Consider the following 25,115-nt stretch of genomic DNA (forward strand, 5'->3'; position numbering starts at 1 on the left):
GTTTTTCCGGCGGTCTTTCCGCATCACCTCGCGGCGATGACGGACTCGACGACGGCTTTCGCCGCTTCAAAGGCGGCCTCTATATCCAAATTCGAGGTATCGAGCAAGTGCGCGTCAGCCGCGGGCTTCAGCGGCGCCACGGCCCTTTCGGCGTCGCGCCGGTCACGTTGCTCGATATCGGCGCGGATGATCGCCTCGTCGGCCGGCTCGCCCCGCGCGCGCAGTTCCGCGGCGCGGCGCGCGGCGCGAACCCCGGCACTGGCTGTGACAAACAGTTTCACCGTCGCATGGGGGCAGATCACGGTACCCACGTCGCGACCGTCGAGCACGGCCCCGCCGGTCTGGCGGGCAAAAGCACGCTGGTACTCCAGCAGTGCCGCCCGGACGCCCGGCATGGCCGAGACAATCGACGCCGCCTCGCCCGTGCGCTCGTCGCGCAGGCGTGGGCTGGCCAGAATATCGTCGGTCAGCGCCCGGGCCGCGGCCTCCGCCGCGCCTGAGTCGCCAAGGTAGGCGCCGGCGTCCAGCAGGCTCAGCGCGACCGCGCGGTAGAGCGATCCGGTGTCCAGATGCGGCACGCCGTAGTGGGCCGCCAGTCGGCGCGCGAGGGTTCCCTTGCCCGACGACGCCGGCCCATCGATGGCGATGATCACGCCGCGGGCTCCAGTCGGGCGCCGGCACTGGCCATCAACCCGGAAAAATTCGGGAACGAAGTGGCGATCATCTCGTCCTCGTCGACGGTCACCGGATTGCGCGAGGCGCAGCCCATGACCAGGAAGGACATGGCGATGCGATGGTCCATGAAGGTCTCGACCGTGCCGCCGCCGGGCACGTCGCCGGGGCGTCCATCGACGATCATGCCGTCCTCGAGTTCCTCGACCGTCACGCCGTTCGCCGCGAGACCGCGCGCCATGGCGCTGATCCGGTCGGATTCCTTGACCCGCAATTCTCCGAGTCCGCGCATGGTCGTGCGGCCCTGCGCGAAGGCGGCGGCGATGGCCAGCACCGGATATTCGTCGATCATGCTGGGTGCCCGCTCGGCAGGGACATCGACACCACGCAGCGTGCTGGAGCGCGCGGTGATGTCCGCGACGGGTTCGCCGCCTTCGACACGCCGATTGGTGATCTCGAGCGACGCGCCCATCTCGATGAGCGTGTCGAACAGACCGGCGCGAAGCGGGTTCACCGAAAGTCCCGTGACGGTCAGTTCCGAGCCTTCGGTGATCAGCGCGGCAACCAGCGGGAATGCCGCCGAGGAGGGATCGCCTGGAACGACCAGCGCCCGGCCCCGCAGGTCTGGATAGCCGTCGAGCGTGATGACGTCACCCTCGGGGCCATGCTCCACGGAGACCGACGCGCCGAAGTGACGCAGCATGTTCTCAGTGTGATCGCGGGTGGGCTCGCGCTCGATCACGATGGTCTTGCCGGGGGCATTGAGCCCCGCCAGCATGATGGCCGACTTCACCTGAGCGGACGGCACGGGGAGCGCGTAGCGGATCGGCAAGGCCGTCGAGGCGCCTTCCACCGTCAACGGCAGCCGGCCGCCTTCCGCCGCGGTGAAGCGGGCGCCCATCTGACGCAGCGGCGCCATCACCCGTTCCATCGGCCGTTTGCGCAGCGATGCATCGCCAGTGAAGACCGTGGTGAAGGGATGGGTCGCGACGACGCCCATCAACAGCCGCACGCCGGTGCCGGCATTGGCCAGATCGAGCACGTCGGACGGCGCGGCCAGCCCGCCGACGCCGGTGCCATGCACGCTCCAGACGCCGTCGTCACCGCGCGTGATCTCGGCGCCCAGCGCCCGCATCGCGCGGCCGGTCGCCAGCACATCCTCGCCCTCGAGCATGCCGGAAATGCGCGTCTCGCCAACCGCGAGACCACCCAGCATCAGCGAGCGGTGCGAGATGGACTTGTCGCCCGGCGCGGCATGCCGTCCGGTCAGCCCGGTGATCCTGAAAGCGGTGCGCGCGCCCATGAGTCGGTTTCCTTTTCGGGTTGCGGCGCCTCTCTAGCACAGCTTCCAAGGCTGGCCAATTACGTGCCGCGAACCAAATAGGGCTTTGACACCCGGTGCCGCGCGTGGCAATGGGTTTCGCCAATCCAAACCGTCGCAGTCAAAGTGAGGACAAGGTGGCAAAGCCTGAGCTGGGAACAAAGCGCCAGTGCCCGAAATGCGGCACCCGCTTCTACGATCTGGGTAAATCCGATCCGATCACCTGCATCAACTGCAGCCACACCTTCCTGCCCGAGGCGATCCTGAAGCCCCGGCGCCCGGTCGCGGAAGCGGTTGAAGAAAAGAAGGTCGTCAAGGCGCCCGTGGCGGATGCGGACGACGACGATATCCTCGAGGACGATGATGGCGACATGGATTCCATCCTCGAGATCGAGGACGAGGAAGACGATATCGACGTGGAAGTGGAGGTCGATGTCGAAGATGATGGCGACGACGATAAATAGTCGCTTGACCTTCGGATCGCCCCCGCGCATATAGACGCGGCTTCGGCGGGTCGGTGGCCCACCGAACACCAGCTGGGGGGCTGTAGCTCAGTTGGGAGAGCGCTACAATGGCATTGTAGAGGTCAGCGGTTCGATCCCGCTCAGCTCCACCAGAACCCCAGAAAAGCCGCCTTCGGGCGGCTTTTTCATGCCTGTCGCGCATTGGAACCCAATGGCCTTGCCAATCTTGGATATATTCCGTCAGATATAGCGATAATCTGGCTGGAGAAACCTCATGTCTCGATTGAAATGGATGCGGACAAAGGTCCTGCTTCTGGCCGCCAGCCTGGCGGCGCTGACGTTCTCGCTGCCGGCGCGCGCCGAATCGCCGGGCATCACGGTCTTCGCCGCGGCCTCGCTGACGAACGCTCTGCAGGATCTCGGCGCCGCCTATACGGCCAGAACCGGGGTTGCCGTACGATTTTCATTCGCGTCGAGTTCGGCCGTCGCCCGCCAGATCGAGGCCGGCGCGCCCGCCGACCTTTTCGTCTCCGCCGATACGGAATGGATGGACTATCTCGAGGAGCGCGGCCTGATCGAAACGGCGAGCCGGAAAAACCTCGTGGCGAATCGCCTGGTGCTCATTGCCCCGTCGGACCGCGCCGTCCAGCTGGAAATCAAGCGCGGCTTTCCCATCGCGGCCGCGCTCGGCACGGGGGGCCGCCTGTCGCTGGGCGATCCCGCTTTCGTGCCCGCCGGACGGTATGCCGAGGACGCCCTGCGCACGCTCGGCGTCTGGGACAGTCTCGCCGGCAGGCTGCTGCCCGCCGAGAACGTCCGCTCGGCGTTGGCCTTCGTTGCCCGCGGCGAGGCGCCGCTGGGAATCGTTTACCGCAGCGACGTGACGGTGGAGCCCAAGGTCCGAATCGTGGGCCTGTTTCCCGCGGACAGCCACACCCCCATCGTCTATCCGGTCGCCCTGGTAAAAGGCGGGAACCCCCAGGCGCAGGCCTTCCTCGGCTTTCTGACGGAAGAAGGGGCGAAGGCCGTGTTCGATAAATACGGTTTCTCGCCGCTGCCCTAGAAAATATCGACGCCGATCCTGCGGCGGGTGACGGGCCCGGTGGATTTTCCCTGCCCTGGTACGGTATAGACGAAGCGGGCATTCTCTCGCATGGCACCGGGGCACGCGGCGCCGACGGGTTCATTCATACGCAGGTCCTCACGGGCCCGGAGAACTGCCTTGCCTCACGTGTCGGTCATCCGCCATCTCGCCTTCGAGGATCTGGGACTGTTCGCCGCCCCGCTCGAGGCGCGGGGCTGGACCATCCGAATAGTCGACGCCGGCATCGACGATATCGCGGACGCCATCGCCGATGCCGATCTGGCCGTGATCTGCGGCGGCCCGATCGGGGTCTATGAGAGCGACCGCTATCCCTTCCTGCTCGACGAACTGGCCGCCATCGAGCGCCGGGTAGAGGCCGGGCTCCCTACGCTGGGCCTGTGCCTCGGCGCCCAGCTCATCGCCGCCGCGCTTGGCGCCCCAGTCTATCCGGGCCGGCGCAAGGAAATCGGCTGGGGCCGGATACAGCTGACCATCGATGGCCGCGAATCCTGCCTGGCGGCGGTGGCCGAGACTCCGGTCCTGCACTGGCATGGCGACACGTTCGACCTGCCTCCGGGCGCGGCATTGCTCGCGTCCTCGGACACCTATCCGCATCAGGCCTTCGCTATTGGCGCGCACACACTGGCGCTTCAGTTCCATGCGGAGGCCGATCCCCGGCGCATCGAGCAATGGCTGATCGGTCACGCCGCCGAGCTCTCGGCCTCCGGGGTGGACGTTCCGGGACTTCGCCAGCGCACCGCCGCCGTGCGCGACGCGGTCGAGGCGGCGGCCCCCGACCTGCTCAATCGCTGGATCGAGGGGTGGCGTTGAGCGTCTGACGGCTTTCGGTGACGAAGCAATCGACCGCCTCCGCCTTCAGCCGTTCGCACAGATCGGCGGCGGCCGCCCGATCATCGAAAGCGCCGACCTGAAGGCGGTGATAGACGCCCTTTTCGCCAAGATCGGCCCGCAGAACGAACAGCTCCTTGTCCCCGAGCAGGGCTGGATGTTCGGCCACCAGCCGGGACCAGCGTGAACGGGCCTCGTCCTCGGTACGGCCCGCGCCCACCTGAACTCTGAAGCCGCCGGTAACCGACGACCTGGATGGTCCGGGATCGGTATTGGCCATGCGCACCTTGATGGCCCGCGACACGGTCACCGGCGCCGGGACGGGCGCTGGCGCCGCTGTCTCCACCTCCGGCCGGGGTGCCGCCGCGACACCGATCCTCATGGACTTGACCGGCTGGCAACCCTGCCCCGTCCTGCCGACCGCGGCGCAGAGCGCCTCGGCCGAGGATTCTCCGGCCAGCGGGCCGGTCCGGACACGATAGGAAGCGACGCCGCCCACCCGCAGGGTTTCGATATCGACACCCGCCGCGCCCAGGGCAGCCGCATGGCGCGACAGCAAAGCCTCCCGTAGAGCCGCGGCTTCGGCGGCGCTGGTCAGCGAGGCGAACTGGACCCGGTACACCACGCCCGGCTGCGTTTCAGGAGGCTTGGCCACATGCAGGGCGGGCCGGTCGGCCGGCGCCGCGGCGGGCCGCACCGGGATGGGCACCGACGCCGTCCGTCCCGGCGGCGGGACCGCTTGGGGCGGCTCCGGATCAGCGGCCGGCGGCGCGCGCGCCGGCTCGGGCGGCGTCGGGGATGGCACGGTCCTGGCCGGGCCCGTGAGCATGGAGGAATCGACCACTCTCGCCAGCGGCGAGACACCGGCAATGACCTCCGCCGGTATGGGATCGAGCTCGCCCAGCACCAGATCGCCCCCAGGGCGATGCAGGATAGCCTCGCCATTGAACGCCCCAGGCGGCCCGGACGGCGCGACAGCCGCCGTGATGGGCGAGTCGGGCAGGACAAGCGAGGCGGCCAGCTTCTCGGCCTCGGCGACCCCTTCAGGACTCAGATATGCCTTCACCATGGACAGGGCCGACCGCGCTTCCGACTGGCCCGCCGCGGCAGCCAGGCTGAACCAGGCATAGGCCTCGACGAAATCCTGCGCCAGATAGTCGCCGTTGAAGTACTGCACACCCATCATGTACTGGGACGCCGGGTCACCCCCTCTTGCCGCCTGACGCCAATAGAAAATGGCGTCGCCGCCTTCTGCCGGACTGCGCTCGAAATACATGGACCCCAGATTGGCCTGAGCTCCAACATGGCCGAGGCCCGCGGCGCGCAGATAATATTCCTCGGCTCGCGCCAGGTCGCGAGGGACACCCCGTCCCAGACGGTGCATCTGCCCCAGATTGAACAAGGCCCGAGGGTCGTTCTTCTCCGCCAGAGGCACCCATTCCTGGATCGCGGCGGGATAATCGCCTCGTTCATAGGCGGCGGCGCCGGCCAGGAAATCCGCCTGCGCGCTGCCTGCCCCGCCAAGCGCCAGCACCAGCGCCAGCGCCAGCGCCGCGACGGGAACGCGCGGGACCGTCATGGGGCGAAAGAGGACAGACATGGGGAGGCGACCTGCGGAGTTGCTGACTTTGCCATCATCAGTGTCGGCACGGGTGACGTGCCACAAGATAAGCGTCGGTCGGAGCACGGCGATCCATTCGAGCGGAGTGATCGTCCACTATAGGCACAGCCCGCGGGAGCGTCCATCAGCGGCCTGTTGTCTCTTGAAAGCCCACCGGTCTTTCCCACATAGGAAACAGCGGCGCCGACGGTCGGGCCGCGGAATCTGGGTGCCTTCGGGGCCCGTAATTGCCCGCTTCCGGGAAGGAGGCAATATGACGCGTGTATCTCTGCTATCGAGTCCCTTTCTGCTCGGGTTCGATCGGCTGGAAAGTATGCTGGAGCGCGCCGCACGATCGGCCGACGATGCCTATCCGCCTTACAACATCGAACAGACCAGTGAAACGTCATGGCGCATCGTGCTCGCCGTGGCCGGTTTCCTGCCCGAGCACCTGAGCGCCACGGTTGAAGACAACCAGTTGGTCGTCGCGGGGGCGCAACCCGAGGACAAGACCCGCAATTTTGTTCACCGGGGAATTGCAACCCGACAGTTCCAGCGGCGTTTCATCTTGGCAGAGGGGATCGAAGTGGTACGCGCGGGTGTCGAGAACGGTCTTCTGACCATCGAGCTGACGCGCCCCAAGACGCAAAGCGTGGTTCGGAGAATCGATATCGTCACCAGATAACGCCTGTGACCGGCTCGCGAAAGGAGAGGTCGATATGATCGAGACACATACCTTGAAGAACCTGACGCCCGAGGCGTTTCTCGCCCTCGGCGCCGAGGATACCATCTATATCCGCCCCATAGTGCAGAATGGCGTGCTGGCCTTTTCAGTCCATACCGGCGCCGGGCAACCCATCGGCCTCCTGGCAAGCGCCGATCACGCCCAGGCGGCGGCGCTCCAGCATGACATGACGCTGGTCAGCGTCCACTGACCCTCAAACAAACGCGGCGAGGCCCGGGCCTCGCCGCTTGTCGTTAGAAAGCCGCGTTCAGGCGGCGTTGGTCTGCGCATTCCCCTGTGTCAGGAGCGCATACAACGCTCCCGCGCCGTCGGCACCGCGCAATTTTTCACACATCGCCCGGTCCCGCAACAGGCGGGATACCTTCGCCAGCGCCTTGAGATGGTCCGCGCCCGCGCTCTCCGGGGCAAGCAGCATGAAGATCAAATCCACCGGCTGATCGTCGATGGACTCGAAATCGATCGGCTCATCGAGCTTGGCGAATAGCCCGTACAACCTGTCGATCTTTTCGAGCCGTCCATGGGGAATGGCCACGCCCTGCCCCACGCCCGTGGTCCCAAGACGCTCACGGCCCAGGATCGTCTCCAGGATCTCGCGCGAGGCGATGCCTGTCAGGGTCGCCGCACGCTCCGACAATTCCTGCAACGCCTGACGCTTGCTGCTGGCCTTCAAGCCGGCAAAAACCGCGTCAGGCGATAGAAGCTGCTGAATTTCCATGGCGCATCCGTTCCTCAGCGAGACGGGCTTGAAAGCATGACCTAGTTCTGGCCCTGCGGATCGATCCAGCCGATGTTGCCATCCGGCCTGCGATACACCACGTTGAGACGACCGTGGGACGAATTACGGAACATCACGACCGGTGCGTCCGACAGATCCATGCGCATGACAGCCCCGCCGACGGTCGTGGTCGGGATATCGAGCCGCATCTCCGCAACAATAACCGGCTGGTGATCTTCCGGTTCCTCGTGATCTTCATGTTCACTGGCCAGAACGTAACCGGCCGCTTCGACCAGTTCCGCGTCGCCCTTGTGGTTCGCATGATGATTGCGCAGGCGTCGCTTGTACCGGCGCAGGCGCTTCTCGATCCGCTCCAGCGCCTGATCGAAGGTCGCGTAGGGATCCGCGGCAGACGCGTGGCTTTGCATCTGGATGCCGTGCCCCGCATGCACGAGACACTCGACGCGGATCATATGGGCCTCGGGCGAGAAGGTAATGTGAGCGCTGACCGCGCGCTCGAAATACTTGCTCACCGTCTCGTCGATCCGGTCTGTCACGTGCTTGCGCAGTGCCTCGCCTACATCGATCTGCTTGCCGTTGACGTGAATTTCCATGCTTTGCGTTACACCCTGCGATCTTCGTGATGAGTTCCAAGAGGTGCCGAAGCCGACTCTTGCGGATCTTGCCCCCGCCAAGAGGCGCGGACCATAGTGGTGTCGGCGTTGACTGTCAAATTCTGAGCCCCCGTTCCTACCGCCCTGCTTTCAGCCGCCGTCTTCGCACCGATGACGGAATATGCATCGCCTCCCGGTACTTTGCGACCGTGCGACGCGCGATATCAATATCATCGTCCCGGAGCAGCTCCACGAGCCTGTCATCGGACAATATGGCGTTCGGCGACTCCTTGTCGATCAACTCCCGGATCCGGTGGCGGACTGCTTCGGCGGAATGGGACTCGCCCCCTTCGGCCGCCGCGATCGCCGCCGTGAAGAAATACTTCAACTCGAAGGTTCCGCGCGCGCAAGACAGATATTTGCCGGCCGTGACACGGCTGACGGTGCTTTCATGCATGCCGATGGCATCGGCGACCTGCTTCAAGTTGAGGGGGCGCAGATGAGCGACGCCGCGCAGGAAGAACCCCTCCTGGCGGCGGACCAGTTCGGCGGCCACCTTGAGGATCGTCTTCGCACGCTGGTCCAGCGCCTTGACCAGCCAGCTGGCATTGCTGAAGCAGTCGGACAGATAGGCGCGGTCGTGCTTGGACCGGCTGGCGACCCGCACCTCGGCATAATAATGCGCATTGACCAGCACACGGGGCAGCACATCCGCGTTGAGTTCCACGCCCCATGACCCGTCCGGCCTGCGGGCGACGAAGACGTCAGGCGTGACCACGTCGGCGGTGACCGCGTCGAAGGCCAGGCCGGGCTTTGGATCCAGTGCCCGCAGCTCCACCAGCATGTCGGCGAAATCCTCGTCGCTGACGCCGCACTGCCGCTTGAGCCAGTCGATACGGCCCTCCGCGAGGGCTTCGAGATTCTCGACCAATGTTTCCATGGCCGGATCAAACCGGTTCCGGTCCCGCAGCTGGAGAGCGAGGCACTCCGCGAGGTTGCGCGCGCATACGCCGGGCGGGTCGAACTGCTGCAGGATGTCGAGAACACGCTCGACATCGTCCAGCGCGCAGCCGAGCCGTTCGGCCACCTCCGCAATGGAATCGCGCAGATAGCCACTGTCATCGACCAGATCGATGAGGTAGCTCCCGATCATCTTCTGGCGCCCATCGGCCAACGTCATGCCAAGCTGGTCAGTCAGATGTCCGCGCAGGGTCGTTGGAACGGCCAGGCGCGCCGATGGGTCATCCAACGGGCCGCCACCCTCGCCGCCCTCACGGCCGCCGCTCCAGGGACTGGCGGGTGAGGCATGCAGGAGATCGTCGGCGACCGGCGCAGGCCCCAGGTCCCGATCGTCATTGGTGAAGACATTATCGTAGCCGCTGTCGATCGGCGCATCCGGCGTATCCAGCGCGGGCGTGCTGGGCGTCGCCGCATCGACACCGGTCGCGGCTTCCGCGAGAGGTGCATCGCCGGCCGCGTAATCGAATTCGAGCAGAGGATTGGACTCGACCTGTTGCTCCACGAAGGAGACAAGGTCCAGGTTCGAGAGTTGCAGCAGCTTGATGGCCTGTTGCAACTGTTGCGTCATGACCAATTGCTGGCCTTGCCGCAGAACTTGTCGCAATCCGGATGCCATCAGATCCTATCCGCCGGCACCGCGCGCCGCCGACCAAGGGAGCACGCGCGTCTTACCGGATAAATCTCTCTCCCAGATACACCCGGCGGACATCCTCGTTGGCCACGATTTCGTCGGGCGTACCGCTCATCAGCACATTGCCGTCATAGATAATATACGCCCGGTCGATGATGTCGAAGGTTTCCCGCACGTTGTGATCGGTGATGAGCACGCCGATTCCGCGGTCCTTGAGATGCGCGACCAGATCGCGGATGTCGCCGATGGCAATGGGATCGATGCCGGCGAACGGCTCGTCGAGCAGGATGATACTGGGCTTGCCGGCCAGGGCGCGGGCGATTTCGACGCGGCGTCGCTCGCCGCCCGACAGGGACAGCGCCGGTGAATGGCGCAGCCGGGTGATGCCGAATTCCTCAAGCAGGTTCTCAAGCATCTGGCCGCGCGTTTCGCGATCCGGTTCGACCAGCTCCAGCACGGCCATGATGTTGTTCTCGACCGACATGCCGCGAAAGATCGAGGCTTCCTGCGGCAGATAGCCGATCCCCAGACGCGAGCGCCGGTACATGGGCAGCGTGGTGACGTCGAGGCCATCCAGAACGATCTGCCCTGAATCGGGCCGGATCAATCCGACAATGGCATAAAAGCAAGTGGTCTTGCCGGCGCCGTTCGGGCCGAGCAAGCCGACGACTTCGCCGCGGTGCACGTCGAGGCTGATGCCCTTGAGCACGGGGCGCCCCTTGAAACTCTTGCCGATCCCAACCGCGAACAGCCCTTCGCGCTGCCGCGCCGGATCGACCGGCGGCGGCGCCTGCCCGTCATCCTTCACGGTCGCCGCGATGGCCTCGAAGACCTTGGACTGCCCCTGTTCGAACAGGTCGCCTGCTTTGAGCTTGCCTTCGCCAGTCGACAATGGAGTGCCTTACCTGTCCTGCTTCGGGGTAGTTGCCGGCTTGTTGCCGGTCGCGGGCGTGAACTCGCCCCGGACGCGCTGTTCGCCCGCCAGATCGGGGAGACCCTGGAACCTGGCCTTGCCGGAATCCAGATTGATCTCGAGCCGGCTGCCCCGGACCACGCTGTCGCCCTGCCGCAGCACGACTCTTCCGCCCATGGTCACCAACTGGCGGCCGATGTCGTAAACGGCCCAATCGCCCTCGGCGGTGTCGCCGCGGGAGGTGATCCGCACGTTGCCCCGGCTGTCGAGGCGGGTGACGGAGCCGGTCAGTCCGCTCTTCGCCTGCCCTGCGCCGGCCGGATTGTCCTGATAATAGACCCTCACCTCGTCGCCCAGCAGGGTCATGTCCCCCTGCACGGCCTCGACCTTGCCGATGAAGCTGGCCACCTGGCCTTCCTTCTTCACCTCCAGCCGGTCGGCGGAGAACTGGATCGGATCCTTCGCGTCGTGGTTGCTGAAGCCGTTTTGCGCGGCCATGGCCGCCGGCGCGACCATCAAGGCGAGGGCAAGTCCGAGACAGAGGCTTTTTTTCTTGCTGGGCATTCGGGCGCCTTAATCGACCGCGCGGGGATAAACGGTCATCTTCACCCCGTCGCGCAAAGTTATGTTCTCGTTCTTGACATCGACATCGACGCCGCCGGCCTGGAACCTGCCGAATGGCCCCTGACCATGCACCGCATCGTTGCTGGTGCCCATGCCTTTGCCAAGGTCCAGCGACATCTTGGGGGTATGAACCTCCATGCCAGAGTCCGAGAATACATTGACTTGACCGGTCAAATCCAGAATCTCGGCCTTGGGCCGAAACGTTCCCACCGGCGCATCGAGCGCGACCCAGGAATCGCCCTTCATCTTGACGTCTGCCGTTATGGTATCGAGGATCACTGTCTCGTCATTCGTCGCGTCGTGATAGGCCGAATTGGCACTGATCGAGAACGACCTGTCTTGCGTGTCGGTTCCGACAAAGCGCGGCGCCACCATGCGCGCTTTGTCGTCGGATTCCTTCAGCTCGGAAAAGGCCAGAGTGAAACCGCTCGTCGTGCCGCGCACGGCAGGAAGTATCAGGATACCGAACAGCAGCGCCGCCGCGCCCGCCGGCAGGATGCGCTTCATCAGCCGGACGTAGCGATTATATCGATCCTCTCGGGTCACGAGGAGGTCGTAGCGCGGCTCCAAAGCTTTTCTCCAGCAGCGACACCCACTTCCATGAACATAGGACGATCGGGGCGCCCGGCATTATCTATGGGGACTCGTCGCCGGGATCAAGGTGAACCGCGTCCGGAAGCCCACCGCGTCAGGCATGGCACCCGCGCGCCTAGGAATGGGCGAAGATATCTTCTTCCGGCCAGCCGGCCAGATCGAGCCGGGCGCGGGTGGGAAGGAAATCGAAACAGGCCTGGGCAAGCGCCAGTCGACCCTCGCGCTCCAGCATCACGTCGAGCTTGCGCTTCAACTCGTGAAGGTACAGCACGTCGGACGCGGCATAGGCGAGCTGCGCATCGCTGAAATCGGGCGCGCCCCAGTCGGAGCTCTGCTGCTGCTTGGACAGGTCCACGCCCATCAACTCGCGGCACAGCTCCTTCAGCCCATGACGGTCGGTATAGGTCCGCACCAGCCTCGAGGCGATCTTCGTACAGTAGACCGGCGCCGGCATCACGCCGAGCGCGCCGCTCAGGGCGGCGAGGTCGAAGCGGGCAAAATGGAAAAGCTTGAGGACCGCGGGATCGGCCAGCAGCGCCTTCAGGTTGGGCGCATCCGTGCCTGGCAGGATCTGCACGAGGTGGGCGCTGCCATCTCCCGAGGACAGCTGCACCAGGCAGAGCCGGTCACGGCCGGGGCGAAGTCCCATGGTCTCGGTATCGATGGCCACGGAGGGGCCGAAGCCAACGCCCGCCGGCAGGTCGCCGCGATGCAGTGTGATTGTCATGCTACGGGGGTTCCGTGTTTTGGTGCCCAGGAGAGGACTCGAACCTCCACGACCTTGCGATCACTAGCACCTGAAGCTAGCGCGTCTACCAATTCCGCCACCTGGGCAACTCCGTGTGTCACGGTGGAGGCAGTTCCTATTGCCCGCCGTGTTGGTTGTCAACATGCCAATCGCACCTATTCGTCATTCTTGTGTCATTTCCCGGATGCGCATGTCAGCGCGCCGGAAGTTTCAGGTAGCAATCCTGCGGCCCGGCGGTATTTTAGCCCTCAGTTTCAGGCATCCGCGCGAACAGAGACCTCATGACACGTGACCTCGTTACGGTGATCGGCGGCTCCGGCTTCATCGGCCGGTACGTTGTCCGTCTCCTTGCCCAGCAGCATGTCCGCATCCGTGTGGCGGTGCGTCATCCCAATCAGGGCCTGTTCCTGAAGCCGATGGGCAGCGTTGGGCAGATCCAGCTCACCGCGGCCAATGTCCGGCATCCCGATTCCATCGCCCGCGCCGTCGATGGCGCCGGCGTGGTGATCAACCTGCCGGGCATCCTCTACGAATCCGGTCACCAGGATTTCGAATCGGTGCAGGCCGAGGGACCGGGCGTTGTCGCCCGCGCGGCGGCGGCGGCCGGCGTCGGCCGGCTGGTGCATGTCTCCGCCATCGGCGCCGATGCCGACTCCGAATCGGATTACGCACGCACCAAGGCGCAGGGCGAATACGCGCTCCGCGCCGCGTTTCCGTCGGCGACGATCCTGCGCCCCAGTATCGTCTTCGGGCCCGAGGACGACTTCTTCAACCGCTTTGCCGCGATGACCCGGATGCCCATGCCGCTGCCCCTGATCGGCGGCGGCAAGACCCGGTTCCAGCCGGTCTATGTCTGCGACGTGGCGCAGGCGATCGTGATCGCGGCCCTCGAAGGCAAGGGCCTGGGTGAAACCTTTGAACTGGGCGGCCCGCGCGTCTACAGCTTCCGGGAAATTCTCGAGCTGGTGTTGGCGCAGACGCACCGGGACAAGATGATGATGCCGCTGCCTTTCGGCCTCGCCAAGATCATCGGCGGGCTCTGCCAGACGCTCTTCGCGCTGTCGCCATGGAATCCGCCGCTCACCATCGACCAGGTCGAGTTGCTGAAACACGACAATGTGGTCACGTCGGACCGCACCCTGCGTGACTTCGGAATCGACCCCACGCCGGCTGAATCGGTTGTCGGTTCCTACCTCCAGCGCTTCCGCAAGCAGGGTCAGTTCAACAAGCCTGCAGAGGCAATCTGAACCTTCGGCCATCCGCCGTCGTTTGACATGAACGCCTGTGATGGAATGGACAGGCGCCCTGAGCGATTAACGGTAAAGGACGAATGCGTCTCTTCCATCTCTGGCTATCCCCTTTCTCCCGCAAGGTTCGAATCGCGCTGGCGGAGCTGGGCTTGGAAGCGAAACTGGTCATCGAACCGGTATGGGAGCGCCGCGACGCGTTCCTGGCGCTGAACCCGGCCGGAACCGTGCCCGTTCTCGTCGAGAACGACGGCACCGTCATTGCCGACAGCGCGGCCATCTGCGAGTACCTGAATGAAACCGTCCTCACCCGGTCGCTTTATGGCCGGGATGCCATCACGCGGGCCGAAGTACGGCGGCTCGTCGCCTGGTTCGACCAGAAGTTTCACCGTGAGGTGACCGATAATCTGGTGACCGAGAAGGTCATGAAGCGCTTCATGAAGATGGGCACGCCCAATTCCAGCGCGATCCGCGCCGGCCTGCACAACATCGGCTACCACATGCAATATATCGCCTACCTGACCGAGCGGCGCCGCTGGCTGGGGGGCGACGAATTCTCGCTGGCCGACATCGCCGCCGCGGCGCATCTTTCCTGCGTCGATTACCTCGACAACGTGCCTTGGGACGCGCACCCGGAGGCGAAGGACTGGTATGTCCGGGTCAAGTCCCGGCCAAGCTTCCGTGCCGTGCTCGCGGACCGCATTCCGGGGCTGGCGCCGCCGCCGCACTATGACAATCTCGACTTCTAGGACGGACACTGCGGACGACCTGAAGCGGGAGATTCGCACCCGTCTGATGGAAGAGGGCTTCGACGCCGTCGCCTTCACCCTGCCCGCGAGCATTCCGGAGTTTCCCGCCCGGTTGCGGTCTTTTCTCGACCAGGGCCGCCACGGCGACATGGGCTGGCTGGCCGAAAAGGCCGACCGGCGCGGCGATCCCCGGACCTTGTGGCCGGAGGTACGCAGCATCATCGTCACCGCCATCAACTACGGCCCGCAGGACGACCCGATGGCGCGGCTGGCGCATACGGACCGTGGCGTCATCTCCGTCTATGCGCGCAACCGAGACTATCACGATGTTATCAAGAAGCGCCTCAAGCGGGTGGGCCGCTGGCTTCACCAGTCGCACGGCGCCGCCATCAAGGTGTTCGTCGATACCGCCCCGGTGCCGGAAAAGCCGCTGGCCCAGGCGGCGGGGCTGGGCTGGCAGGGCAAGCACACCAACCTCGTCTCGCGCGGCTTCGGGTCATGGCTCTTCCTCGGCGCGATCTATACGGATGCGGACCTGCCTGCCGATGCGCCCGAGACCGATCATTGCGGCCAGTGCCGCAATTGCCTCGACGCCTGCCCGACGCAGGCCTTTCCCGCGCCCTATCAGCTGGACGCGCGCCGCTGCCTGTCCTACCTCACCATCGAATTCGGCGGGCACATCCCGCTGGAATTCCGCGCGCCCATGGCGAACCGCATCTATGGCTGCGATGACTGCCTGGCGGTCTGCCCGTGGAACAAGTTCGCGCGGGACGCCGCCGAGACCGCGTTCCATCCGCGCGCGGAATTGACGTCGCCCCGGCTGACGGATCTCGCCGCGCTGGACGATGCCGGCTTTCGGGCATTCTTCTCGGGATCGCCGATCAAACGGATCGGCCGTGACCGGTTTGTCCGCAACGTGCTGATCGCCTTGGGCAACAGCCGCGACGGCAAGGCGGTCGGCATCGTCGAGAGCCTGCTGGACGACACGTCGCCGCTGGTGCGGGCGATGGCCGCCTGGGCGCTCAGGGAGCTGGCGCCGGCGCGGTTTTCGGCGGCGCGGACCGGGCGGCTGGCGCTGGAGACGGACCCGGCGGTCCAGGCGGAGTGGTCGCCTTCGCCTCGGCCTGCTGCTGCGCCCGCGCCGCGCTGATGCTGCCGGCCGCCGCCTTGGCCAATGGTGTATCGGGCGCTTCCTTGGTGACCTGGAGCCAGTCGACGATCGCCGCGTCCAGATTGCCGATCGATGAATTCAGATTGCCGCTTTCCAGCAGCGCTTCCGGGCTTTGCGGATCGAGCGCCAATGCCTGATCGATGTCGGCGCGCGCGGATGCGAACGCACTGCGCGCCCGGTGCGCCGCGGCGCGATAGGCCAGCGCGTCGGCGCGCGGACCGCCGAGCTTGATCGCCTGATCGAGATCGGTCACCGCCGCTTCGAGATTGCCCATTTCGACACGCGCCCGTGCCCGGTCGATCAGAATTTCCGCCGACCGGCCAGCGTCGCCGCCGCTTTCGGCGAGGGCGTCCGACAGAACCGCGAACGCCTTCTCGTGCTTTTCCGCCATCAGCCAGGCGTTGCCGGCCTGGGCGAGCAGATCGGCGGCCAACGACGGCGGAACCGGTTTGGCCGCGGGCAGCGGACTGCCGTCCTCGTCCTGTTGCAGGCTCGCCGCATCCGGCTGCCGGGCCTGCTGCGCCGCGCGCCCGGACAGCTCTTCGAGCAGACCGGCGGCTTGTTCATAATCACCGAGAGTAAATAACGCCAGCGCCCGGCAATGCTCCGCCGGAATGCCGCCGCCATTGTCCCGCCATTCGGTAGCGAGCTCGTAGGCACGTTTGGGCGCCATGTCGACCAGCTTCATGCACTCGGAATAGTTGCCGGCCAGCGCCGGAAACGCGAACAACGCCAGGAAGGCGCCGGAGAGAATGGCGGCAGTGTTTTTCAAGGGGAAGCCTTGTCGGGTTCGGGGCGTAAACTCTAGATTGAGGCTGCCAAACATATAGGAGATCGGTGCCGATGAAGCGACTCTTCGTCTTCGGACTGGGTTACACCGCCAGGATCGTGGGCCGTCAATTGCGGGCCGATGGCTGGAAAGTGGCCGGCACCTGCCGGTCGCCGGACACGAAGGCGGCGCTCGAAGCGCAGGGCTTCGAGGCCTTCCTGTTCGACGGCTCGGCCCCGCTCGAAAATCCCGAGCGCGCCCTCGAAGGCACCACCCATCTGCTGGCGTCCATTCCTCCCGACGAATCCGGCGATCCGGCGCTCCGGCATCATGCCCGCGAAATCGCCTCGATCACGCGCCTCGCCTGGGCCGGCTACCTGTCGACCACCGGGGTCTATGGCGACAAGGATGGCGCGTGGGTGGACGAGGCGACGCCGCGATCGCCCTCCACGGCGCGGGGCCGGCGCCGGGCGGAAGCCGAAATGGGCTGGATGAGCCTTTACGAGATGGGTCGCGTCCCCGTGCATCTGTTCCGCCTGCCCGGCATCTATGGACCGGGCCGCAGCGCCATCGAGGCTGTCACCGCCGGGCGGACACGGCGCGTCTTCAAGGAAGGGCAGGTCTTCTCGCGCATTCACGTGGACGACCTGGCGACCGCGCTGATCGCCTCCATGGTCCAGCCCCGCCCCGGCGCCATCTACAACATCTGCGATGACGAGCCCGCGCCGCCGCAGGAGGTCACGGCTTTCGCCTGCGAGCTGCTGGGCCTGCCCGTCGAGCCGCTCACGCCGCTGGATCAGGCCGACCTCAGCCCCATGGCGCGCAGCTTTTACGAGGAGAGCAAGCGGGTGCGGAACGACAGGATGAAACACGAGCTGGGCGTGACGCTGCGCTATCCCACCTATCGCGATGGCCTGAGCGCCATCGCCCGAACCCTCTAACGGAGACCATCAGCCTCCGGGCAGCGCGTCCAGCACGGCTTCCAGCCGGGCGATGTCGGCTGGCTCGGAGAGGCGGTGATCGCCGCCTTTGACAAGGATCACCTCCACGTCGTCGCCGGACACATGCTCGGCCAGCCGCAAGGCGGTGCGCCACGGCACGTCCGGATCCCGCATGCCCTGGATCAGGCGGACCGGGAACGGCAGCTCGAGCGGGGCGCGCAGCACGAGATGGTCCCTGGCCTCCTCGATCAGCCGCATGCTGATGGCATAGGGCTCGCCGTAGTCGGAAGGCTCGTAGTAGACGCCGTCGCGCCGCAGGATCTCGCGCACGTCCTCGCCATAGGAGGCCCACATCAGATCCTCGGTGAAGTCCGGCGCGGCGGCGATGCCGACCAGCGCCGCGATTCGCGCCGGCCGCGCTCGGGCCACCAGCAGCGCCATCCAGCCGCCCATGCTGGAGCCGACGAGAATCTGCGGCCCCTGAGTGACCTGATCCAGCACGGCGATGGCATCGCTTGCCCAGCGGCCGACGGTGCCATCCTCGAAATTGCCTTCCGACTGGCCGTGACCGGAATAATCGAAACGGGTAAACGCCCGGCCCCGTCGCAGGCACCAGTCCCGCAACGCGGTCGCCTTGGTGCCGGTCATGTCGGACTTGAAGCCGGGCAGGAAGATCACGCCCGGTCCGGTACCCGGAACGGATTCATATGCAATGGCGTGACCGCCTGAGGAAATGGTGCTAAGGGACGCCTCCATTTCCCAGCAGTAACGAAGTCCGGGGGGCGTCTTCAACCGCTTTGATGATGTGAATACCGAAGCCCCGCTCAGACTTTTGCAGATTTTGCCCCGGCTCGACGCGGATGGCGCGTCGCGCAACGCCATCGACATGGCCCGTACGGTCATCGGTCAGGGAGGCGCGGTGATCGCCGCCGCCCGCACTGGGGCGCTTGTCGGCGAATTCCGACAGGCTGGCGGCGTCCATCTCGACCTGCCCTTCGAGTCGCTTTCGCCACTTGCTCGGTGGCGCATTGCCCGGCAGATCAGAAACACGCTCGGAAAGCACCGTATCGACGTGATCCACGCCTATGGGCGGCGCGGCGCCCGGGTCGCACGCCGCGCGGCGAGGACGATGGGGATTCCTTTCGTCGTCTCACCGATCGGCAATGATGACCGACCGCCGGAACAGTGGATCAGCCCGGACATGGGCATGGCCGATGCCATCGTCGCCGCTTCGCCTTTCGTTGCGTCGCTGGTCCCGCAGACCATGTTGGCCAATGGCGCGCGCGTCGAAGTCATCCCGCGCGGCGTTGATTTGCCCCGCTTCAGTCCGGCCATGGTGCGGGCCGAAAAGCTGATCCGGCAGGCGCAGGAGTGGCGCGCGGACGACCTTCCCGCCGTGATCCTGATGACGGGCCGGCTCTCGCCCGGCAAGGGCCATGACGTGTTGCTGCACGCCATGGCGCGGATGAAAACGCGCCATGCCACGTGCCTGATCCTGTCCCGCGAGGATGAAAACCAGCGTTACCGGGAAACGCTCCTGCGCCTCATCGCCTCGCTCCAGCTCGAGGGCCGGGTCCGCTTCGTCAGCCACGCGCCGGACATGCCTGTCGCGTACATGATCGCCGATGCGGTGGTCGTGCCGTCGCGGGTCCCGGAGGCGTTCAATTCGGTCTGCGCCGAGGCGCTGGCCATGGGACGCCCAGTGGTGGCGAGCTGCGTTGGCGACACGCCAGGCATGATCGTCCCCGGCAAGACCGGCTGGCTGGTGCCGCCGGGCGATGCGGAAGCGCTGGCGGCATCGCTCGACGAGGCGCTGACCCTGGGCATACCCGCGCGTGCCGCGTTGGCGGCCGAGGCGCGCGCCGCCATCGAGCGGGCCTATTCCCTGGCCGATGCCCAGAAACACATGCTCGCGCTCTACCGCGACCTTACACGTCCCCGCCGCCGTTAGGCTCGTCGGCTTCGTCCTCGGTCGCCACGCCGTCGCAAACGGCGCGCAGGTCGCGCCATTGCTGCTGGGTAAGCGCGGGCGTCACGGCCCCGGTGGGCCGCCGGCCGCGGATCATCGCGGAACGCTCCTCCAACGGCGGATGGGTTCGCAGGAACTGACCGACCGTCAGCTTGTTCTCGTTCTTCCGCGCCATCCTGTCGAAGAATGCCGCCAGGCCGTCCGGCGCGATTCCGGCGGCCAGCAGCATGTCGAGTCCGGTCCTGTCCGCCTCGGCCTCGTCATCGATTCCATAGCTGAGCATGAGGGCCAGGGTGCCGAGCGCGCCCACATCGCCGCTGATGCTGGTGACGATCAGCTGGATGCCCGCGACGTCGACCAGACGATTGATCGGATGACGGTGCTGCACGTGCCCGATCTCGTGGGCCAGCACACCGGCGACCTCGTCGGGCGACCGGGCTTCCTTGATCAGGCCATGCAACAGCACGATGTGCCCGCCGGGCGCGGCGAAGGCATTCACGTCTTTCGACGCGGTGACATGGACCTTGACGGGCTCGGGCAAGTCCATGCCCTGCGTCAGCCGGGCGGACAGCGCCTCCAGCGCGGCCATGCCGGCGGCGCCGTCGCAGGGTTCCCCGAACAGCCGGTTATCGGCGGCCATGGAACGGCCGATGCGGTCGGCCCAGCTGGAGGGGAAAACGGCGACGATCCCCTGCTTCACGATCGGATAGCCCGCCCAGAACACCGCCAGCACCGCGATGATGGCGCCGGCGACCAGCACCGAGCGGACATGCCCGCGGGACGGCTTCTGCCGCCGGAGCTGGGGCGCCCACGCCGCCAGCGTCTCGAGCACGTCCTCGCCCGATAAAGACAGGCGCTCGGCAGCGCCCGGTCGGGGCGCGATCACGACCCTTTGGCCATGATCCGCCGCGGAGACCAGGGACAAGCGGCCGTAGGGCCAGAGCAAATCAGCGTCCGCCAGCCGAATTTCCAACCCGTCCGCTCCGGCGAAAACGCTCGCCGCACGGCCTTCGGCGGAGCGGCCATCATAATAGGTGGCCGCCATGAGATCCTCGCCGGTCAGAGGAACGCCTCCCCCAGCCCTTCGCCGAACTTCGGCACCTCGGCGGCACTCTGGGCAATACGCCCGAAATCCGGGCGGCCGTGCACCTCGATGTTGTCGGTGACGAACTTGATGATCATCACCTGGACCCACGGATAGGCGAGGAAAAGGGTGAAGGCGAGCAGCAGCATGGCGAGGAAATAGATCATGAACAGACGGGCGCCGGTGATGGTGCTCGAGAAGCGCACGCCTTCGAATTCCAGCCCCGCCAGGATGGTGCGGATGACCGCCGCCGCGTACCAGAGCAACGCGACGAAGCCTGCGAACAGCAGCAGGAAACCGATCGGCATGACCATCATGGCCGTCGCGATGGACTCGCCCGACGCGCCGGGGATGGCCATGGCGCTGGCGGCCACCATACAGCCCATCCCGCCGAGCAGAAGCAGCCAGGGGACGAGGAACCACTTGAACAGGGGCTTCCAGTCGGCCTGGAAACGAAACCGGCCGCTGCCGAACCACATGTTGTTGAGCATGTAGCCATACAGCTTGATCGAGGCATATGGCGCGGCCAGTCCCAGGGTGATCATCTGCAGCACCAGGAGACCAAGAAACCGCAGCGCGTAGGTGATCGCCGAGCCGCCCAGCGCGCCCCGGATGCCGCGCCACTGCGTGCGCGACAGGCGATAGACCATGACGCGGTAGAGCGCCGCGCCGAGCAGGACGAAGAACCCGCCATAGAGCAGCACCAACATTGTGATGCCGGCGGCGAATTCACCGCTGCTCAGAAGCCACATCCCCAGCAAGTAAAGGGCGACGCCGGGCACGATGACCAGCGCGAGCACGATCAGGAAACCGACGAACAACTCGAGGCCCTTGCCGGTATATTCGAAGGGTTCGTCGAGATAGAGCGTGTTGCTCCACATGTAGCGACGCACATTGGTGCGCCACCAGAACCGGTAGATGCCGAACGTGATCAAGGTGAGCAGCAGCCCCACCAGATGGATACCGAACAGCGTCCCGCCAGAACCGACGAACTTCAGCCGGTCCGGGCCAACGGCGACGTTCCCGGCCTCGTCAATCAGTGTCGACATCATTTTCCCCCAACGGCCTAAACGCAAAAGTGAAATACAGGGCGGAACGATAACAGCCGCGGGGTTCGGCTGATAGATGGCTTTGGCCGCGCTTTGCTTGACACCCCACCAAATCCTACTAGGTTCACCCGCTTCACCGAGCAGCTAACGACAATGGACCAGACAGTAGAACATCCCGTGAAGATCACCCTGCCCGACGGCAGCGCCCGACAGTTCGACGGCCCGGTTACCGGCGCCGAACTGGCCGCTTCCATCGGACCCGGCCTTGCCAAGGCAGCCCTTGCCGTCCGCGTCGACGGACAGGAATGGGACCTGACGCGCACGATCAGGCGCGACGCCCGGGTGGAGATCATCACGCGCAAGGACGAGGCTGCGCTGGAGCTGTTGCGTCACGACGCGGCCCATATCATGGCCGAGGCGGTGCAGGAGCTGTATCCCGAGACCCAGGTCACCATCGGCCCGGCGATCCAGGACGGTTTCTACTACGATTTCGCGCGCAAGGAGCCGTTCACCCCGGACGACCTGGAAAAGATCGAGCAGCGCATGCGCGAGATCGTCGACCGGGACGAAGCCATCGTGCGCGAGGAATGGGACCGGGACGAAGCGGTCGCCTTCTTCAAGAAGATCGGCGAGGACTACAAGGCGGAGATCATCGCGTCGATTCCGGCGGGCGAAGCCATCGGCCTCTACCGCCAGGGCGAGTTCATCGATCTGTGCCGCGGACCCCATCTGCCATCCACCGGCAAGCTGGGCAAGGCCTTCAAGCTGATGAAGCTGGCCGGCGCGTATTGGCGCGGCAACTCGGATAACGAGATGCTTCAGCGCATCTATGGCACCGCGTGGCGCGACGATAAGGAACTGAAGGAGTATCTGTTCCGCCTCGAGGAAGCCGAGAAGCGCGACCATCGCCGCATCGGCCGCGAGATGGATCTGTATCACCTGCAGGAAGAAGCGCAGGGCTCGGTCTTCTGGCATCCGAAAGGCTACGTGATCTGGCAGGCGCTGGAGCAATATCTGCGCCGCCGGCTGACCGCGAGCGGCTATGTGGAGGTGAAGACCCCGCAGCTGCTGGATTCCCGGTTCTGGGAGCAGTCGGGCCACTGGTCCAAGTTCCGCGAGAACATGTTCGTGGTGCCGGACGAGATTCCCAGCACCGAGGACGACAAGCCGATCGTGTCGTCGGACGCCCGGATGATGGCGCTCAAGCCGATGAACTGCCCGGCGCACATCCAGATCTTCAAGAACGACATCCGCAGCTACCGCGACCTGCCGATTCGCATGGCCGAATTTGGCTGTTGCCACCGCAACGAGGCCCACGGCGCGCTGCATGGCCTCATGCGCGTGCGCCAGATGACCCAGGACGACGCGCATATCTTCTGCCGCGTCGACCAGATCGTCGGCGAGACCAAGGCGTTTTGCGAACTGCTGGCCAGCGTCTACGAGCATCTGGGTTTCCACGATGTGTCCGTCAAACTCGCCACCCGGCCTGACGATCCGGCGCTGCGCGGCGGGACCGACGAGACCTGGGACCTGTCCGAACGCCTGCTGGCCGAAGCGGTGACCGCGGCAGGCCTGGAGTTCACCTATTCGCCCGGCGAAGGCGCGTTCTACGGCCCCAAGCTGGAGTTCCACCTGCGCGACGCCATCGGCCGGTCCTGGCAGTGCGGCACCCTGCAGCTGGACTTCGTGCTGCCCGAGCGGCTCGATGCGTCCTATATCGGCGAGGACGGCGCCAAGCACCGCCCGGTCATGCTGCACCGCGCGATCCTGGGGTCGTTCGAGCGCTTCATCGGCATGCTGGTCGAGCACTATGCGGGCAAGTTCCCGCTGTGGCTCGCGCCGGTTCAGGTGGTGGTCGCGACGATCACGCAGGATGGCGACGCATACGCCCGCGAAGCGGTGGACCTGCTGAAGCAGGCCGGAATCCGGGTCGAGGCCGATCTGCGCAACGAGAAGATCAACTACAAGGTCCGCGAGCACAGCGTCGCCAAGGTGCCGGTCATTCTGGTGATCGGCCGCAAGGAAGCCGAGGAACGGACCGTCTCGGTGCGCCGCCTGGGCTCCAACGACCAGAAGGTTTCCGCATTCGATGAGGTACTCGCCGATCTGCGCGCGGAAGCCACGCCGCCGGCCTGATCTCCAGCCTTTTTGATTCATAAACTGGACACTGGCCGGTCATGCGCCTATCTTTAGCGCTTGCAGCGTGGCGTCTTGCGCCGCGCACATGCGTTTGGTCACCACGGGAGAGACTTTCATAGCTAGACCACCAATGCAGGCGCCGCCGAACCGGGAGGGTCCACGCGCCAACGAAGAGATCAGGGTGCCGCGCGTGCGCCTGATCGATGCCAGCGGAGAGAATGTCGGGGTTGTCACCATCGAGAAGGCGCTGGCTACCGCCGCTGCCGCTGGACTCGACCTCGTCGAAATTTCACCGAATGCGGACCCGCCCGTCTGCAAGGTTCTTGATTACGGCAAGTTCAAGTACGAGGCCCAGAAGAAGGCCAATATTGCCCGCAAGAATCAGAAGGTCATCGAGGTCAAGGAAATCAAGATGCGTCCCGGCATCGATGAGCATGACTACCAGGTCAAGCTCCGTGCCATGCAGCGCTTCTTCGAGGAAGGCGACAAGGTGAAGGTCACCCTGCGCTTCCGCGGTCGCGAAATGGCCCATCAGGATATCGGCGTACAGGTCCTCAAGCGCGTTCAGGACGATCTGGAAGAGCTCGCCAAGGTCGAGAGCTTCCCCCGTCTGGAAGGCAAGCAGATGACCATGGTCATGGCGCCGCGCTAGGCGTCTTTCCATGCCAGGGTTACCGAACCCCCGCCTTGTGCGGGGGTTCGTCGTTCAGGCTCAATCCGCCAGCGGGAAGCCGACGATCTCTTCCAGTTCCTTGAGCGCCACATCGGGATCGATGACCTTGATGGTCCGCATGCCCAGAGCCTTGGCCGGCTTGAGGTTGATTCCCAGATCGTCCAGATAGACCGCCTCGTGCGGCTCGATCTCCAGCGCATCGCAGGCCATGCGATAGATTTCCGGACTTGGCTTGCGCACGCCGACCTTGGATGACTCGATCACCACCTTGAACATGCTCATGACCTGCGCGACACCCGCCGCCTGCTCGGCGGTGCGCGACATGCCGGCACCAGCGCCGTGGCGCACGTTGTTGGTGATGCATCCTGTCACCAGCCGCGCGCTGATGCGGCGCAGCGCCTCGACCATGCGCGGACGCAGATCACCCGACAGCAGCGCGACCACGTCCTTGCCCGGCAGATGATGCCCCAGCGCGTGGGCCTCCATGTCGAACAGCCGGTCGAATTCGTCCAGCGTCACCTCGTTGCGCTCGAACAAGGCCCAGGCGTTGGTATCGGGATTGGTGGCGTTGATGCCGCGGATCAGGTCTTTCGGCAGGCCGCGCTCGGCTTCGTACCGGTTGAACGCCTCGAACGGGCTGGTCGTCAACACACCGCCAAAATCCCAGATTACCGCCCTGATCATCCGCTCTCTCCGTTTTTATGTTCACGGCGCATATACTGGGGAAGCG

General features: G+C 65.5%; 27 protein-coding genes, 2 tRNA genes and 1 pseudogene. 13 read left to right on the plus strand and 17 right to left on the minus strand.

Annotated features, from left to right (window positions below; genetic code table 11):
- Window positions 1-23 precede the first annotated feature (23 nt).
- Window positions 24-653, minus strand: a complete 630-nt coding sequence (gene cmk, locus WJU17_RS07225; RefSeq protein ID WP_346326657.1) for a (d)CMP kinase — start codon at window positions 651-653, stop codon at window positions 24-26.
- A complete protein-coding gene (gene aroA, locus WJU17_RS07230; RefSeq protein WP_346326658.1) occupies window positions 650-1,975 on the minus strand; it encodes a 3-phosphoshikimate 1-carboxyvinyltransferase in 1,326 nt (441 codons plus the stop codon). Before aroA ends, cmk begins: the two co-directional genes overlap by 4 nt.
- Before the next feature lie 155 nt (window positions 1,976-2,130).
- On the opposite strand from aroA, the gene WJU17_RS07235 reads away from it, so the two are divergent.
- The 3 genes from WJU17_RS07235 to modA all read left to right on the plus strand — a co-directional run bounded on the left by WJU17_RS07235 (window position 2,131) and on the right by modA (window position 3,520).
- Entirely contained in the window at window positions 2,131-2,457 is a 327-nt protein-coding gene (locus WJU17_RS07235) for a TIGR02300 family protein (RefSeq protein WP_346326659.1), read from the plus strand.
- Window positions 2,458-2,533: 76 nt separating this feature from the next.
- A tRNA-Ala gene (locus WJU17_RS07240) sits at window positions 2,534-2,609 on the plus strand.
- 140 nt (window positions 2,610-2,749) lie between these two features.
- A complete protein-coding gene (gene modA, locus WJU17_RS07245; RefSeq protein WP_346327411.1) occupies window positions 2,750-3,520 on the plus strand; it encodes a molybdate ABC transporter substrate-binding protein in 771 nt (256 codons plus the stop codon).
- Here modA and WJU17_RS07250 read toward each other — a convergent pair.
- On the minus strand, window positions 3,517-3,648 hold the full coding sequence (locus tag WJU17_RS07250) for a hypothetical protein (RefSeq protein WP_346326660.1): 132 nt from the start codon (window positions 3,646-3,648) through the stop codon (window positions 3,517-3,519). The two genes, modA and WJU17_RS07250, sit on opposite strands and share 4 nt — an antisense overlap.
- Before the next feature lie 40 nt (window positions 3,649-3,688).
- Between WJU17_RS07250 and WJU17_RS07255 the strand changes: the two genes are divergently transcribed.
- Window positions 3,689-4,372: a glutamine amidotransferase gene (locus tag WJU17_RS07255; RefSeq protein ID WP_346327412.1), complete on the plus strand. Its 684-nt coding sequence runs from the start codon at window positions 3,689-3,691 to the stop codon at window positions 4,370-4,372.
- Here WJU17_RS07255 and WJU17_RS07260 read toward each other — a convergent pair.
- Complete coding sequence (locus WJU17_RS07260; protein ID WP_346326661.1) at window positions 4,344-5,990, minus strand: SPOR domain-containing protein; 1,647 nt, start codon at window positions 5,988-5,990, stop codon at window positions 4,344-4,346. The genes WJU17_RS07255 and WJU17_RS07260 overlap by 29 nt on opposite strands.
- A gap of 274 nt (window positions 5,991-6,264) precedes the next feature.
- Between WJU17_RS07260 and WJU17_RS07265 the strand changes: the two genes are divergently transcribed.
- Together WJU17_RS07265 and WJU17_RS07270 are read left to right on the plus strand one after the other, a co-directional pair.
- Window positions 6,265-6,675, plus strand: coding sequence for an Hsp20 family protein (locus WJU17_RS07265; RefSeq protein WP_346326662.1), 411 nt, complete (start codon window positions 6,265-6,267; stop codon window positions 6,673-6,675).
- Window positions 6,676-6,709: 34 nt separating this feature from the next.
- Entirely contained in the window at window positions 6,710-6,925 is a 216-nt protein-coding gene (locus tag WJU17_RS07270; RefSeq protein WP_346326663.1) for a DUF1150 family protein, read from the plus strand.
- A 57-nt stretch (window positions 6,926-6,982) separates the two neighbouring features.
- Here the strand turns inward: WJU17_RS07270 and ptsN are convergent, their stop codons facing one another.
- From ptsN to WJU17_RS07310, 8 genes are all read right to left on the minus strand, one after another.
- Window positions 6,983-7,450, minus strand: a complete 468-nt coding sequence (gene ptsN / locus WJU17_RS07275; RefSeq protein ID WP_346326664.1) for a PTS IIA-like nitrogen regulatory protein PtsN — start codon at window positions 7,448-7,450, stop codon at window positions 6,983-6,985.
- Window positions 7,451-7,491: 41 nt separating this feature from the next.
- The gene (gene raiA / locus WJU17_RS07280; RefSeq protein WP_346326665.1) at window positions 7,492-8,064 is read right to left on the minus strand and encodes a ribosome-associated translation inhibitor RaiA; all 573 of its coding nucleotides are present in this window, start codon (window positions 8,062-8,064) and stop codon (window positions 7,492-7,494) included.
- A 136-nt stretch (window positions 8,065-8,200) separates the two neighbouring features.
- Window positions 8,201-9,652 (minus strand): RNA polymerase factor sigma-54, encoded by a 1,452-nt coding sequence (gene rpoN, locus WJU17_RS07285; RefSeq protein WP_346326666.1) that lies wholly within the window; start codon window positions 9,650-9,652, stop codon window positions 8,201-8,203.
- 100 nt (window positions 9,653-9,752) lie between these two features.
- The gene (gene lptB, locus WJU17_RS07290) at window positions 9,753-10,523 is read right to left on the minus strand and encodes an LPS export ABC transporter ATP-binding protein (protein WP_346327413.1); all 771 of its coding nucleotides are present in this window, start codon (window positions 10,521-10,523) and stop codon (window positions 9,753-9,755) included.
- 93 nt (window positions 10,524-10,616) lie between these two features.
- The gene (locus WJU17_RS07295; RefSeq protein ID WP_346326667.1) at window positions 10,617-11,192 is read right to left on the minus strand and encodes an LptA/OstA family protein; all 576 of its coding nucleotides are present in this window, start codon (window positions 11,190-11,192) and stop codon (window positions 10,617-10,619) included.
- 9 nt (window positions 11,193-11,201) lie between these two features.
- The gene (lptC, locus tag WJU17_RS07300; protein ID WP_346326668.1) at window positions 11,202-11,822 is read right to left on the minus strand and encodes an LPS export ABC transporter periplasmic protein LptC; all 621 of its coding nucleotides are present in this window, start codon (window positions 11,820-11,822) and stop codon (window positions 11,202-11,204) included.
- 139 nt (window positions 11,823-11,961) lie between these two features.
- Entirely contained in the window at window positions 11,962-12,573 is a 612-nt protein-coding gene (locus tag WJU17_RS07305) for a ribonuclease D (RefSeq protein ID WP_346326669.1), read from the minus strand.
- Window positions 12,574-12,593: 20 nt separating this feature from the next.
- Window positions 12,594-12,680 (minus strand) — tRNA-Leu (locus tag WJU17_RS07310).
- A gap of 195 nt (window positions 12,681-12,875) precedes the next feature.
- Between WJU17_RS07310 and WJU17_RS07315 the strand changes: the two genes are divergently transcribed.
- The 3 genes from WJU17_RS07315 to queG all read left to right on the plus strand — a co-directional run bounded on the left by WJU17_RS07315 (window position 12,876) and on the right by queG (window position 15,740).
- Window positions 12,876-13,841 carry a complex I NDUFA9 subunit family protein gene (locus WJU17_RS07315; protein WP_346326670.1) on the plus strand — a complete coding sequence of 322 codons (966 nt, stop codon included), beginning with the start codon at window positions 12,876-12,878 and terminating at the stop codon, window positions 13,839-13,841.
- Window positions 13,842-13,924: 83 nt separating this feature from the next.
- Window positions 13,925-14,590, plus strand: coding sequence for a glutathione S-transferase family protein (locus tag WJU17_RS07320; protein ID WP_346326671.1), 666 nt, complete (start codon window positions 13,925-13,927; stop codon window positions 14,588-14,590).
- A 46-nt stretch (window positions 14,591-14,636) separates the two neighbouring features.
- Window positions 14,637-15,740: a tRNA epoxyqueuosine(34) reductase QueG gene (gene queG / locus WJU17_RS07325; protein ID WP_346326672.1), complete on the plus strand. Its 1,104-nt coding sequence runs from the start codon at window positions 14,637-14,639 to the stop codon at window positions 15,738-15,740.
- 40 nt (window positions 15,741-15,780) lie between these two features.
- Here queG and WJU17_RS07330 read toward each other — a convergent pair.
- Window positions 15,781-16,587, minus strand: a pseudogene (locus tag WJU17_RS07330) (tetratricopeptide repeat protein); the annotation flags it as partial.
- Between the two features lie 17 nt (window positions 16,588-16,604).
- Here WJU17_RS07330 and WJU17_RS07335 point away from each other — a divergent pair.
- The gene (locus tag WJU17_RS07335; protein WP_346326673.1) at window positions 16,605-17,471 is read left to right on the plus strand and encodes an SDR family oxidoreductase; all 867 of its coding nucleotides are present in this window, start codon (window positions 16,605-16,607) and stop codon (window positions 17,469-17,471) included.
- Between the two features lie 9 nt (window positions 17,472-17,480).
- Here WJU17_RS07335 and WJU17_RS07340 read toward each other — a convergent pair whose 3' ends face one another.
- The gene (locus WJU17_RS07340) at window positions 17,481-18,149 is read right to left on the minus strand and encodes an alpha/beta hydrolase (RefSeq protein ID WP_346326674.1); all 669 of its coding nucleotides are present in this window, start codon (window positions 18,147-18,149) and stop codon (window positions 17,481-17,483) included.
- 154 nt (window positions 18,150-18,303) lie between these two features.
- Between WJU17_RS07340 and WJU17_RS07345 the strand changes: the two genes are divergently transcribed.
- Window positions 18,304-19,422, plus strand: coding sequence for a glycosyltransferase (locus WJU17_RS07345; protein ID WP_346326675.1), 1,119 nt, complete (start codon window positions 18,304-18,306; stop codon window positions 19,420-19,422).
- On the opposite strand, the gene WJU17_RS07350 is transcribed toward WJU17_RS07345, so the two are convergent.
- On the minus strand, window positions 19,400-20,485 hold the full coding sequence (locus tag WJU17_RS07350) for a M48 family metallopeptidase (RefSeq protein WP_346326676.1): 1,086 nt from the start codon (window positions 20,483-20,485) through the stop codon (window positions 19,400-19,402). The genes WJU17_RS07345 and WJU17_RS07350 overlap by 23 nt on opposite strands.
- Before the next feature lie 14 nt (window positions 20,486-20,499).
- Window positions 20,500-21,573, minus strand: coding sequence for a YjgN family protein (locus WJU17_RS07355; protein ID WP_346326677.1), 1,074 nt, complete (start codon window positions 21,571-21,573; stop codon window positions 20,500-20,502).
- Window positions 21,574-21,726: 153 nt separating this feature from the next.
- On the opposite strand from WJU17_RS07355, the gene thrS reads away from it, so the two are divergent.
- Both thrS and infC read left to right on the plus strand, forming a co-directional pair.
- Window positions 21,727-23,709, plus strand: coding sequence for a threonine--tRNA ligase (gene thrS / locus WJU17_RS07360; protein ID WP_346326678.1), 1,983 nt, complete (start codon window positions 21,727-21,729; stop codon window positions 23,707-23,709).
- Between the two features lie 133 nt (window positions 23,710-23,842).
- Window positions 23,843-24,364, plus strand: coding sequence for a translation initiation factor IF-3 (gene infC / locus WJU17_RS07365; RefSeq protein ID WP_346326679.1), 522 nt, complete (start codon window positions 23,843-23,845; stop codon window positions 24,362-24,364).
- A 60-nt stretch (window positions 24,365-24,424) separates the two neighbouring features.
- On the opposite strand, the gene WJU17_RS07370 is transcribed toward infC, so the two are convergent.
- A complete protein-coding gene (locus WJU17_RS07370) occupies window positions 24,425-25,069 on the minus strand; it encodes an HAD-IA family hydrolase (protein ID WP_346326680.1) in 645 nt (214 codons plus the stop codon).
- Window positions 25,070-25,115: the final 46 nt, after the last annotated feature.

The sequence above is a fragment of the Iodidimonas sp. SYSU 1G8 genome, from assembly GCF_039655775.1.
Taxonomy (GTDB): domain Bacteria; phylum Pseudomonadota; class Alphaproteobacteria; order SMXS01; family SMXS01; genus RI-34.

Coding starts and splice junctions, on each gene's coding strand:
- WJU17_RS07335 (WP_346326673.1), top strand. CDS start 16,605: ATGAAGCGACTCTTCGTCTTCGGACTGGGTTACACCGCCAGGATCGTG.
- WJU17_RS07350 (WP_346326676.1), bottom strand. CDS start 20,485: ATGGCGGCCACCTATTATGATGGCCGCTCCGCCGAAGGCCGTGCGGCG.
- infC (WP_346326679.1), top strand. CDS start 23,843: ATGCAGGCGCCGCCGAACCGGGAGGGTCCACGCGCCAACGAAGAGATC.
- WJU17_RS07305 (WP_346326669.1), bottom strand. CDS start 12,573: ATGACAATCACACTGCATCGCGGCGACCTGCCGGCGGGCGTTGGCTTC.
- raiA (WP_346326665.1), bottom strand. CDS start 8,064: ATGGAAATTCACGTCAACGGCAAGCAGATCGATGTAGGCGAGGCACTG.
- WJU17_RS07270 (WP_346326663.1), top strand. CDS start 6,710: ATGATCGAGACACATACCTTGAAGAACCTGACGCCCGAGGCGTTTCTC.
- ptsN (WP_346326664.1), bottom strand. CDS start 7,450: ATGGAAATTCAGCAGCTTCTATCGCCTGACGCGGTTTTTGCCGGCTTG.
- WJU17_RS07295 (WP_346326667.1), bottom strand. CDS start 11,192: ATGCCCAGCAAGAAAAAAAGCCTCTGTCTCGGACTTGCCCTCGCCTTG.
- rpoN (WP_346326666.1), bottom strand. CDS start 9,652: ATGACGCAACAGTTGCAACAGGCCATCAAGCTGCTGCAACTCTCGAAC.
- WJU17_RS07355 (WP_346326677.1), bottom strand. CDS start 21,573: ATGTCGACACTGATTGACGAGGCCGGGAACGTCGCCGTTGGCCCGGAC.
- WJU17_RS07250 (WP_346326660.1), bottom strand. CDS start 3,648: ATGAATGAACCCGTCGGCGCCGCGTGCCCCGGTGCCATGCGAGAGAAT.
- thrS (WP_346326678.1), top strand. CDS start 21,727: ATGGACCAGACAGTAGAACATCCCGTGAAGATCACCCTGCCCGACGGC.
- aroA (WP_346326658.1), bottom strand. CDS start 1,975: ATGGGCGCGCGCACCGCTTTCAGGATCACCGGGCTGACCGGACGGCAT.
- WJU17_RS07370 (WP_346326680.1), bottom strand. CDS start 25,069: ATGATCAGGGCGGTAATCTGGGATTTTGGCGGTGTGTTGACGACCAGC.
- WJU17_RS07320 (WP_346326671.1), top strand. CDS start 13,925: ATGCGTCTCTTCCATCTCTGGCTATCCCCTTTCTCCCGCAAGGTTCGA.
- modA (WP_346327411.1), top strand. CDS start 2,750: ATGCGGACAAAGGTCCTGCTTCTGGCCGCCAGCCTGGCGGCGCTGACG.
- queG (WP_346326672.1), top strand. CDS start 14,637: ATGGAAGAGGGCTTCGACGCCGTCGCCTTCACCCTGCCCGCGAGCATT.
- WJU17_RS07265 (WP_346326662.1), top strand. CDS start 6,265: ATGACGCGTGTATCTCTGCTATCGAGTCCCTTTCTGCTCGGGTTCGAT.
- WJU17_RS07315 (WP_346326670.1), top strand. CDS start 12,876: ATGACACGTGACCTCGTTACGGTGATCGGCGGCTCCGGCTTCATCGGC.
- WJU17_RS07260 (WP_346326661.1), bottom strand. CDS start 5,990: ATGTCTGTCCTCTTTCGCCCCATGACGGTCCCGCGCGTTCCCGTCGCG.